This window comes from Stenotrophomonas sp. NPDC077659, from assembly GCF_050268705.1.
Taxonomy (GTDB): domain Bacteria; phylum Pseudomonadota; class Gammaproteobacteria; order Xanthomonadales; family Xanthomonadaceae; genus Stenotrophomonas.
Map to the genome: position 1 here is coordinate 1 of NZ_JBNNHG010000223.1, position 3,883 is coordinate 3,883.

The following is a 3,883-nucleotide window of genomic DNA, read 5'->3' on the forward strand; positions in this document are numbered from 1 at the left end:
CTCTGCCAGGTCACGCCGCCGCCCAGCCAGAAGCGGCTGTCGGCACCGCCGGGGCATTTTCCGTTCTGCTTACTTCCCGCCCAACCGCTCCCACAGGAAGCTGTAGGCCAGGGCTGCCATGTGTGCAGCCTGCGCGTTGTTGGCTGCGCCGCCGTGGCCACCTTCGATGTTCTCGTAGTAGGTCACGTCCTTGCCGGCGTCGATCATCTTGGCCGCCATCTTGCGGGCGTGGCCCGGATGCACGCGGTCATCGCGGGTGGAGGTGGTGAACAGCACCGGCGGGTAGGTCTTCTTCGCATCGAACAGGTGGTACGGCGAGAAGGTCTTGATGAACTCCCAGTCACTGGTGTCGGGGTTGCCGTACTCGGCCATCCACGAGGCACCGGCCAGCAGGTGGCTGTAGCGCTTCATGTCCAGCAGCGGCACCTGCACCACCACCGCACCGAACAGTTCGGGGTACTGGGTGAGCATGTTGCCGGTGAGCAGGCCACCGTTGCTGCCGCCCTGCACGCCCAGGTGCTTGGCCGTGGTGATTTTGCGGGTGACCAGATCCTGCGCCACCGCGGCCATGTCTTCATAGGCCTTGTGGCGGTTCTGCTTCAGCGCGGCCTGGTGCCAGCGCGGGCCGTACTCGCCACCACCGCGGATGTTGGCCACCACGTACACGCCGCCCTTTTCCAGCCAGGCGCGGCCCATGCCACCGGAATAGCTCGGGGTCAGCGAGATCTCGAAACCGCCGTAGCCGTACAGCAGGGTCGGGTTGGAACCGTCCAGCTTCATCGCCTTGTCGTGCACCACGAAGTACGGCACGCGGGTGCCGTCCTTGCTGGTGGCGAAGTGCTGCTCGATCACCTTGCCTTCGGCATCAAAGAAGGCCGGCATGGTCTTCAGCGTTTCCGGGGCCTTGCCGATCTCGGCCAGGGCCAGAGTGGTCGGGGTGAGGTAGTCGGTGGCGGTCAGCCACACTGCGTCGCTGTCGTTGCTGTCCACCGCGCCCACGGCCAGGGTGCCGAAGGCCGGCGCGCCGACGAATTCGCTCTTCTGCCAGCCGCTGGCGCCCGGGGTCAGCACCGACAGGCGGTTCTTGACGTCGTCGAGCACGTTCAGCACGAGGTGATTCTTCGTCCAGGTCGCACCGGCCAGCGAGGTGGTCGCAGTCGGGGCAAACAGCACGTCGAACTCACGCTTGCCGGCCAGGAAGCCGTCCAGCCTGGTGGCCAGCAGCGAACCGGAGGCGTAGGTCTTGCCACCCACCGTCCACGGATCGCGCAGCTCCAGGGTCAGCCACTGCTTGTGCAGGCCCTTCTCGGCCGAGTTCGGAGCATCGATCTTCGTCAGCGTGCCATTGTCGGCGCGCAGGTAGATCTCGTTGTTGTAGAAGGCCAGCGTGCGGCTGACCAGGTTGCGCTCGAAGCCCGGGGTGTCATCGTGCATCGCCGCGATGTACATGTCGTCCGGCTTGCCTTCGTAGACCACGCTGGCCGAGGCCAGTGGCGTACCGCGCTTCCACAGCTTGGCCACGCGCGGGTAGCCGGAGGTGGTCATCGAGCCATCGCCGAAATCGGTGTAGACGAACACCGAGTCACGGTCGATCCAGCCCAGGCCGCCCTTGGATTCGGGGCGGAAGAAACCGTCCTTGATCCAGGTCTTGTTGGCCAGATCGAATTCGCGGGTGACATCGGCATCGGCACCGCCGCGCGACAGCGCGATCAGGCAGCGGCTGTAGTCCGGGCGCAGGCAGTCGGCGCCGTGCCAGACCCAGTTCTCGCCCTCGGCCTTGTTCAGTGCGTCCAGGTCGAGCACGGTTTCCCACTGCGGCGAGGCCTTGCGGTACTCGGCCAGGATGGTGCGGCGCCACAGGCCGCGCTCGTGCTGCTGGTCCTTCCAGAAGTTGTAGTAGTAATCGCCGATCTTCTGCACGCCGGGAATCTTGGCGTCCGAATCGAGCACCTCGCGGATGCTCGCTTCCATCTGCTTGAAGGCCGGGGTCTGCGCCAGGCGGCCCTCGGACTTGGCATTCTGTTCCTTGACCCAGGACAGCGGCTTGTCGCCGGTGACGTCCTCCAGCCAGGCGTAACGGTCGGTTTCTTCAGCGGCCACGGCGGTCCCCACCGAAGCAGCGGTCATCATGCCGGCCAACAGGCAGGCGGAAGCGAATCGTGACATTGCGGTTCCAGGCAGTCATAAGCGCTGGAACGCTAGCACGGATGGCCGGGGCCGCCCCCGTGTCGAAGGTCAGGCCGAGGCCGCACGCGCTCGGCGCACCCGGACCGGCAGGCGCCGGGCCTGCACGCCCGGTTGGCGCAGGCGGCGCAGCCACGCGCGCACTGGCAACGGGCAGCCCAGTAGCGCCCACCACGCGGCCAGCGGCATGCCCACCAGCCACAGTGGCAGCCAGCCCAGCCAGACACTGCTGCCGCGCGCTGCCGGCCACACCAGCACCAGGGCAAACCCGGCCAGGGCCGCCTGCTGCACGCTGCGCAGCAGGCGGCGGTCGGATGCGAAGCTGTCGCGTTCAGTGGGCTGGCAACGGGAGGAGCGTGCGTTCATGGACGTTCTCTGCAGTTCGATGGGTCCAGCTTGGCCTGCCGCCTTCTCATGGGCTGCGACCACCATTGACGGATCGAGCACACACAGTCGACCATGCTTGGGCACCCAATGGAGCGCGCTCCCGCATGTCCTCGATCCGCCCGTTCTGCGCCGTGTTGCTGGCCCTGTCCCTGGGAGGCCCCGCGCTGGCTGCCAGCGACCCGCCGTCGCCGCGCGCCAGCGCATCGGGGGCCTCCGAATACGGCGCACCGATCGATCTGCAGCGCTTCATGGGGACGTGGTACGTGATCGGCCGCGTGCCGAACTTCATCGAACGCGGGCACGTGGCCAGCGTCAACGAATACACGCTGCGCGAAGACAACAAGGTGGGCATCGTCTACCGCTACCGCGATGGCTTCGGTGCACCGCAGCAGGAAGTGCGTGCACGCGCCAGCGTCGATGCCGACAGCGGCAACCATGCCTGGCGCACCTGGTTCTACCGGATCGTGCCGACCCATTCGCGCGTGCTGGAAGTCGCCCCGGACTACTCGTGGGCGATGATCGGCTACCCGGGCCGCGAAATGGCCTGGATCTTCGCCCGCCAGCCGGACATGGACAAGGCGCTGTACAAGGAACTGGCCGAGCGCCTGCGCGACGAATACGGCGTGAACACCGACAAGCTCAAGCGCGTACCGCAGCACCCCGACCAGGTGGGCAAGCTGGGGTACGAAGTACCCAATGTTCGCTAAGTAGTGCCGGCCTCTGGCCGGCAACGTTACGCATCTGCCGGCCAGCGGCCGGCACTACCCGAACGCGGGCGGCACTACCGGGTGGTTATGCCGCCCGCGGCTGCACGCGGCGCTCTATCTCGCCGAGCGTGGACAACGTCTTCAGGTCGTAGGTCGCCTGCAGCGCCAGCCACGAGGCAGCATCGCCGCCGGAATGGCGTGCCAGCCGGGCAGCGGTATCGGCGGTGACCGCGCGTTCACCATGAACGATGGCATGCAGGCGGGAGGCGGGAACGTCCAATGCTCTCGCCAGTGCATTCACGCTCAGGGCCAGTGGAGAGAGAAACTCTTCGCGCAGGATCTCGCCGGGATGGATGGCCCGCAGGCGATTGTTGGTTGGCTTCATGGCGAATGCCTCAGTGGTAGTCAACAATTTCCACGGATTCCGGCCCGCTGTCTGTCCAGATGAAGCACAGCCGCCATTGATCGTTGATGCGCCTCTGCATCGGTAGTGCCGGCCGCTGGCCGGCAACGTTACGCATCTGCCGGCCAGCGGCCGGCACAAACCGGCAAGATTCGGAGATACGGATAGCGACGGGTAGGGGAAGAGTGTGCAGTGTTAGGTG

5 protein-coding genes are annotated in these 3,883 nt (G+C 66.4%); 1 reads left to right on the top strand and 4 read right to left on the bottom strand.

Going from position 1 to position 3,883, the window contains the following annotated elements:
- Positions 1 to 69 precede the first annotated feature (69 nt).
- Both ACQKDV_RS18650 and ACQKDV_RS18655 read right to left on the bottom strand, forming a co-directional pair.
- The gene (locus tag ACQKDV_RS18650; protein WP_427785739.1) at positions 70 to 2,166 is read right to left on the bottom strand and encodes a prolyl oligopeptidase family serine peptidase; all 2,097 of its coding nucleotides are present in this window, start codon (positions 2,164 to 2,166) and stop codon (positions 70 to 72) included.
- 69 nt (positions 2,167 to 2,235) lie between these two features.
- Positions 2,236 to 2,550 (bottom strand): hypothetical protein, encoded by a 315-nt coding sequence (locus ACQKDV_RS18655; protein ID WP_427785740.1) that lies wholly within the window; start codon positions 2,548 to 2,550, stop codon positions 2,236 to 2,238.
- Between the two features lie 125 nt (positions 2,551 to 2,675).
- Here ACQKDV_RS18655 and ACQKDV_RS18660 point away from each other — a divergent pair, with 125 nt between their 5' ends.
- Positions 2,676 to 3,278, top strand: coding sequence for a lipocalin family protein (locus ACQKDV_RS18660; RefSeq protein WP_200733966.1), 603 nt, complete (start codon positions 2,676 to 2,678; stop codon positions 3,276 to 3,278).
- Positions 3,279 to 3,363: 85 nt separating this feature from the next.
- Here the strand turns inward: ACQKDV_RS18660 and ACQKDV_RS18665 are convergent, their stop codons facing one another.
- Complete coding sequence (locus ACQKDV_RS18665) at positions 3,364 to 3,663, bottom strand: HigA family addiction module antitoxin (RefSeq protein WP_427785741.1); 300 nt, start codon at positions 3,661 to 3,663, stop codon at positions 3,364 to 3,366.
- Positions 3,664 to 3,673: 10 nt separating this feature from the next.
- Complete coding sequence (locus ACQKDV_RS18670) at positions 3,674 to 3,874, bottom strand: hypothetical protein (protein WP_427785742.1); 201 nt, start codon at positions 3,872 to 3,874, stop codon at positions 3,674 to 3,676.
- Between the last annotated feature and the right edge of the window lie 9 nt (positions 3,875 to 3,883).